Origin of the sequence: Streptomyces viridosporus (assembly GCF_002078235.1) — a bacterium.
Classification (GTDB): Bacteria; Actinomycetota; Actinomycetes; order Streptomycetales; family Streptomycetaceae; genus Streptomyces; species Streptomyces viridosporus.
Window position 1 is genome coordinate 1 of record NZ_MSGP01000628.1, and the last position, 6,493, is coordinate 6,493.

The 6,493-nt window shown below is 72.0% G+C and carries 3 protein-coding genes; 2 read left to right on the forward strand and 1 reads right to left on the reverse strand.

The features are described 5' to 3' along the window. Positions 1-820 (reverse strand): ADP-ribosylglycohydrolase family protein (locus tag B7L92_RS34625; RefSeq protein WP_107501706.1); only part of this gene is annotated, 820 nt, incomplete at its 3' end. A gap of 283 nt (positions 821-1,103) precedes the next feature. Between B7L92_RS34625 and B7L92_RS34630 the strand changes: the two genes are divergently transcribed. Together B7L92_RS34630 and gltB are read left to right on the forward strand one after the other, a co-directional pair. Beyond that, positions 1,104-1,835, forward strand: a complete 732-nt coding sequence (locus B7L92_RS34630; protein WP_081241194.1) for a VIT1/CCC1 transporter family protein — start codon at positions 1,104-1,106, stop codon at positions 1,833-1,835. A 383-nt stretch (positions 1,836-2,218) separates the two neighbouring features. Continuing rightward, positions 2,219-6,493, forward strand: a 4,275-nt coding sequence (gene gltB / locus B7L92_RS34635; RefSeq protein ID WP_081241195.1) for a glutamate synthase large subunit, incomplete at its 3' end; no start/stop codon positions are given.

The window sequence follows — 6,493 nt, forward strand, 5'->3', positions numbered from 1 at the left end:
CGTGGGCCGGGCCGATGGCGGCCGCCCAGGGCTCCGGGATCGCGCGGGCGCCCCGTGTCGCGCCCGCCAGGGCGCCCGCGACCGCCGCCGTGGTGTCGGCGTCGCGCCCCATGTTGACGGCCGTCAGCACCGCCTGCTCGAAGTCGCCGTCGGCCGCCGCGTACGCGCCGAAGGCGAGGGCGACCGCCTCGGGGGCCAGGTCGGTCCAGGGGTAGCCGCCGATCACGACCGCCGAGCGGACCGCGCGTTCGCCGAGGTGGGCGGCGGTGACGGCGCGGCGCAGTGAACGGGCGGTCCAGGAGTCGTCCGGAATCACCGCCAGGGCGGAGGCCACGACCGTGACCACCGGTGCCCCGGCCATCGCCGCGAAGACCCCGCAGGGCGCCGCCCGCATCGCCAGCCCGTCGCTCCAGGCGTGCCGGTGCTGGGCGGAGATGGGGGCGGCCAGTCCCCGGCGCAGGTTCTCCAGCGTGCCGCGCTCGCTGAAACCGGCGCCCCGGAAGGGGCCCTCGGCGCGGTCGGCGATCAGTTCGTGCCAGGCCGCCTCGGCGTGCGCCGGGGTGAGCGCGTGGCCGTGCCGGGCCAGCAGCAGGCCGGAGAAGATCGCGTACTCGGTGTCGTCCGTGCCCGCGGGGCGGTCCGCCACGTATCCCGTGATGCGGCCCCACGTCGCCCGGATCTCGGAGGGCTTCATGTTCTCGGCCGGGGCGCCCAGCGCGTCGCCGACGGCCAGGCCGAGCAGTGCGCCGCGGGCCCGTTCGCGGAGCCCGACGGGGCTCTCGAGCACCGGGGTGGAGGGGATGCGGGCGGTCGGTGCCATGCGCGGCTCTCCTCTCAGGGGCGCCCGCGAGGGGCGCGAAGCCCTTTGCTGGACTCTCCCCGGCGCGGTGCTCCGCGCAGCCTCACCGGCCCCAGCGTCACCCGGACGACATATGAGCGGCTATTCGCACAGTCGAGCGAAATCTACAAAGCCGCAGGTTAGCCCAGCCTTTCCTTGCTGGCGGCGGGGAGTTTCACGGCGTACATTGGGTGATGTCGAAAAGTAGAATCAGTCCAAACAAGGGCTCGGGTGAGCCCTGCGCGAGCTTCCTGGGGGACGCTTCATGGCCATCATCGAAACCGAGGCGGCGCTGCACGAGGCGCACCGCGACAACCACACGCACCGGGACGTGAACGGCGGCTGGCTGCGCCCGGCCGTCTTCGGCGCGATGGACGGCCTGGTCTCCAACCTCGCCCTGATGACCGGCGTCGCCGGCGGCTCCGTCAGTCAGCAGACCATCGTCCTCAGCGGTCTCGCGGGCCTGGCCGCCGGTGCCTTCTCCATGGCCGCCGGCGAGTACACCTCCGTCGCCTCCCAGCGCGAGCTGGTCGAGGCCGAGCTGGAGGTCGAGCGCCGTGAACTGCGCAAGCACCCCCAGGACGAGGAGGCCGAGCTCGCCGCGCTCTACCAGGCCCGCGGCGTCGAGCCGGAGCTGGCCCGCGAAGTGGCCCGGCAGCTCTCCCGGGACCCCGAGCAGGCCCTGGAGATCCACGCCCGCGAGGAGCTCGGCGTCGACCCCGGCGACCTCCCCTCGCCGACCGTCGCCGCCGTCTCCAGCTTCGGCTCCTTCGCGCTGGGCGCGCTGCTGCCCGTGCTGCCCTACCTCCTCGGTGCGAGCAGTCTGTGGCCCGCCGTGCTGGTGGCGCTGCTCGGACTCTTCCTGTGCGGCGCGGTGGTGGCCAAGGTGACGGCGCGGACCTGGTGGTACAGCGGTCTGCGGCAGCTCGCCCTCGGTGGCGCGGCGGCCGGTGTGACCTATGCCCTGGGTGCGCTGTTCGGGACGGCCATAGGGTGACCCGGTGCGCTCTTATGCGATGTGCCGTATAAGTAGTCGTTACCTGCTGGTTTCGGCCGCGTGACCGCGGGGCATGAGCCGTAAGCGTTGCGGGCGAGGAGGCCGGCGGCGTGCCCGCGGGGCGGACGAGGACGCCCGCTCCGCCGTCGGACCGCCGGACACCGATCTGTCCGGCCGGGTCCCCCGGAGCTCCTCGGGGCTTCTTCCACCGTCGGACGCGGAAACCCGCCGCCTTCCGTGTGGTGTCCGTATGCCGGAACGGAATATCCCGCTTCCCGAGAACCGCTCCATCGTGTAACCTGCACCAGCTTTCGCACCACGCAGAGGGCCAGCGTCGTCCCTCGGCATCTTGCACCTGCCACATGACGACGACGGGAGAGCCGATGCGTACGCCGCGCCAGCCGTCCCGGCATTCCGTGAGCGACCGCCCGAACCGGTCCTTCATGGATGCCCGCCCTGCCGCGCAGGGCATGTACGACCCCCGCGACGAGCACGACGCCTGCGGCGTCGGTTTCGTCGCGACCCTCACCGGCGAGGCGTCCCACACCCTGGTCGACCAGGCCCTCACCGTCCTGCGCAACCTCGAGCACCGCGGTGCCACCGGTTCCGAGCCGGACTCCGGCGACGGTGCCGGCATCCTCTCCCAGGTCCCGGACGCCTTCTTCCGCGACGTGGCCGGATTCGACCTGCCCGAGGCCGGTGCCTACGCCGTCGGCATCGCCTTCCTGCCCCGGGACGCCGCCGAGGACGCCGCCGTCCGGATCGGCCGGATCGCCGCCGCCGAGGGCCTGACCGTCCTCGGCTGGCGCGAGGTGCCCACCGCGCCCGAACTGCTCGGCGCCACCGCCCGTTCCACGATGCCGGTCTTCCGGCAGGTCTTCGTCACCGACGGGGTGAACCGGGGCATCGACCTCGACCGCAAGGCCTTCGTGGTGCGCAAGCGCGCCGAGCGCGAGGTCGGCGTCTACTTCCCGTCGCTGTCCGCGCGGACCATCGTCTACAAGGGCATGCTGACCACCGGTCAGCTCGAGCCCTTCTTCCCGGACCTGTCCGACCGCCGCTTCGCCTCCGCGATCGCGCTCGTGCACTCCCGGTTCTCCACGAACACCTTCCCGTCGTGGCCGCTGGCGCACCCGTACCGGTTCGTCGCGCACAACGGTGAGATCAACACCGTCAAGGGCAACCGCAACTGGATGCGCGCCCGTGAGTCGCAGCTGATGTCCGACCTGTTCGGCTCCGGCGAGGACCTCGAGCGTGTCTTCCCGGTCTGCACGCCCGACGCCTCCGACTCGGCGTCCTTCGACGAGGTCCTCGAACTGCTGCACCTGGGCGGGCGTTCGCTGCCGCACTCCGTGCTGATGATGATCCCGGAGGCGTGGGAGAACCACGACTCCATGGACCCGGCCCGGCGCGCCTTCTACCAGTACCACTCCACGATGATGGAGCCCTGGGACGGCCCCGCCTGCGTCACCTTCACCGACGGCACCCAGGTCGGCGCCGTGCTCGACCGCAACGGCCTGCGCCCCGGCCGCTACTGGGTCACCGACGACGGCCTGGTCGTCCTCGGCTCCGAGGTCGGCGTCCTCGACGTCGACCCGGCGAAGGTCGTCCGCAAGGGCCGCCTGCAGCCCGGCCGCATGTTCCTCGTCGACACCGCCGAGCACCGCATCATCGAGGACGACGAGATCAAGGCCGCCCTCGCCGCCGAGCACCCGTACGCGGAGTGGCTGGAGGCCGGCGAGATCGAGCTGTCCGACCTGCCCGAGCGCGAGCACATCGTGCACACCCACGCCTCGGTCACCCGCCGCCAGCAGACCTTCGGCTACACCGAGGAGGAGCTGCGCGTCATCCTCGCGCCGATGGCCAAGTCCGGTGCCGAGCCGATCGGTTCGATGGGCACCGACGCGCCGATCGCCGCGCTCAGCGAGCGCCCCCGGCTGCTCTTCGACTACTTCACCCAGCTCTTCGCCCAGGTCACCAACCCTCCGCTGGACGCCATCCGCGAGGAGCTGGTCACCTCCCTGCGCTCCTCCCTCGGCCCGCAGGGCAACCTGCTGGAGCCGACGGCCGCCTCCTGCCGCAGCGTCGTCCTGCCGTTCCCGGTGATCGACAACGACGAGCTGGCCAAGCTCATCCACATCAACGCCGACGGCGACATGCCCGGCTTCAAGGCCGCGACCCTGTCCGGTCTGTACCGGGTCTCCGGCGGCGGTGACGCGCTCGCCGCGCGCATCGAGGAGATCTGCGCCGAGGCCGACGCCGCGATCGGCAACGGCGCCCGTCTGATCGTCCTGTCCGACCGGCACTCCGACGCCGAGCACGCGCCGATCCCGTCGCTGCTGCTCACCGCGGCCGTCCACCACCACCTCATCCGCACCAAGCAGCGCACCCAGGTGGGCCTGCTGGTCGAGGCCGGCGACGTCCGCGAGGTCCACCACGTCGCCCTGCTCATCGGCTACGGCGCCGCCGCCGTCAACCCCTACCTGGCGATGGAGTCCGTCGAGGACCTGGTCCGCGCCGGCACCTTCCTGCAGGCCGTCGACGGCGAGCCCGAGAAGGCGATCCGCAACCTCATCCACGCCCTCGGCAAGGGCGTCCTGAAGGTCATGTCCAAGATGGGCATCTCCACCGTCGCCTCCTACCGCGGCGCCCAGGTCTTCGAGGCCGTCGGCCTCGCCGAGGCCTTCGTGGAGAAGTACTTCGACGGCACGGCCACCAAGATCGGCGGCGTCGGCATCGACGTCGTCGCCCGGGAGGTCGCCGCCCGCCACGCCAAGGCGTACCCCGCCTCCGGCATCGCCCCCGCGCACCGCGTCCTGGACATCGGCGGCGAGTACCAGTGGCGCCGCGAGGGCGAACCGCACCTGTTCGACCCGGAGACGGTCTTCCGCCTCCAGCACTCCACGCGCTCCGGCCGCTACGACATCTTCAAGAAGTACACCGAGCGCGTGAACGAGCAGTCCGAACGGCTGATGACGCTCCGCGGCCTGTTCGGCTTCAAGCCCGACCGGCAGCCGATCCCCGTCGACGAGGTCGAGCCGGTCTCCGAGATCGTCAAGCGGTTCTCCACCGGCGCCATGTCGTACGGCTCCATCTCCCAGGAGGCGCACGAGACCCTCGCCATCGCCATGAACCAGCTGGGCGGCAAGTCCAACACCGGTGAGGGCGGCGAGGACCCGGAGCGCCTGTACGACCCGGCGCGCCGGTCGTCCATCAAGCAGGTCGCCTCCGGCCGCTTCGGCGTGACCTCCGAGTACCTGGTCAACTCCGACGACATCCAGATCAAGATGGCCCAGGGCGCCAAGCCCGGCGAGGGCGGCCAGCTGCCCGGCCACAAGGTCTACCCGTGGGTCGCGAAGACGCGTCACTCGACGCCGGGCGTGGGGCTCATCTCCCCGCCGCCGCACCACGACATCTACTCCATCGAGGACCTCGCCCAGCTGATCCACGACCTGAAGAACGCGAATCCGCGGGCGCGGATCCACGTCAAGCTGGTCTCCGAGGTCGGCGTCGGCACGGTCGCCGCGGGCGTGTCCAAGGCCCACGCGGACGTGGTGCTCATCTCCGGCCACGACGGCGGCACGGGCGCCTCCCCGCTGACCTCGCTCAAGCACGCCGGCGGCCCCTGGGAGCTGGGCCTCGCCGAGACCCAGCAGACCCTGCTGCTCAACGGCCTGCGCGACCGGATCGTCGTCCAGACCGACGGCCAGCTCAAGACCGGCCGGGACGTGGTCGTCGCCGCGCTGCTCGGCGCCGAGGAGTTCGGCTTCGCGACCGCGCCGCTGGTGGTCTCTGGCTGCGTCATGATGCGCGTCTGCCACCTGGACACCTGCCCGGTCGGCATCGCCACGCAGAACCCGGTCCTGCGGGACCGGTTCTCCGGCAAGGCCGAGCACGTCGTGAACTTCTTCCGGTTCATCGCCGAGGAGGTCCGCGAGCTCCTCGCCGAACTGGGCTTCCGCTCCGTCGAGGAGGCCGTCGGCCATGCCGAAGTGCTCGACGTGACCCGCGCGGTGGACCACTGGAAGGCGCAGGGCCTGGAGCTGGCCCCGCTGTTCCACGTGCCCGAGCTGCCCGAGGGCGCCGTCCGCCACCAGGTCGTCCCCCAGGACCACGGCCTGGAGAAGGCGCTCGACAACGAGCTGATCAAGCTCGCCGCCGACGCGCTGTCCGCGACCGACGCCGCCGACGCCCAGCCGGTGCGCGCCCAGGTCGCCATCCGCAACATCAACCGCACGGTCGGCACCATGCTCGGCCACGAGGTGACGAAGAAGTTCGGCGGCGCGGGCCTGCCCGACGACGCCATCGACATCACCTTCACCGGCTCCGCCGGCCAGTCCTTCGGCGCCTTCGTCCCGCGCGGCATCACCCTGCGCCTGGAGGGCGACGCCAACGACTACGTCGGCAAGGGCCTGTCCGGCGGCCGGCTCGTCGTCCGCCCGGACCGGGGCGCCGACCACCTCGCCGAGTACAGCGTCATCGCGGGCAACACCCTCGCCTACGGGGCCACCGGCGGCGAGATGTTCCTGCGCGGCAAGGTCGGCGAGCGGTTCTGCGTCCGCAACTCCGGCGCGCTGGTCGTCTCCGAGGGCGTGGGCGACCACGGCTGCGAGTACATGACCGGCGGCCACGCGGTCGTCCTCGGCGAGACCGGCCGC

What these genes read in the sequence shown, in the direction of transcription:
- B7L92_RS34630 (WP_081241194.1), top strand. Translation starts at nt 1,104, where the DNA reads ATGGCCATCATCGAAACCGAGGCGGCGCTGCACGAGGCGCACCGCGAC.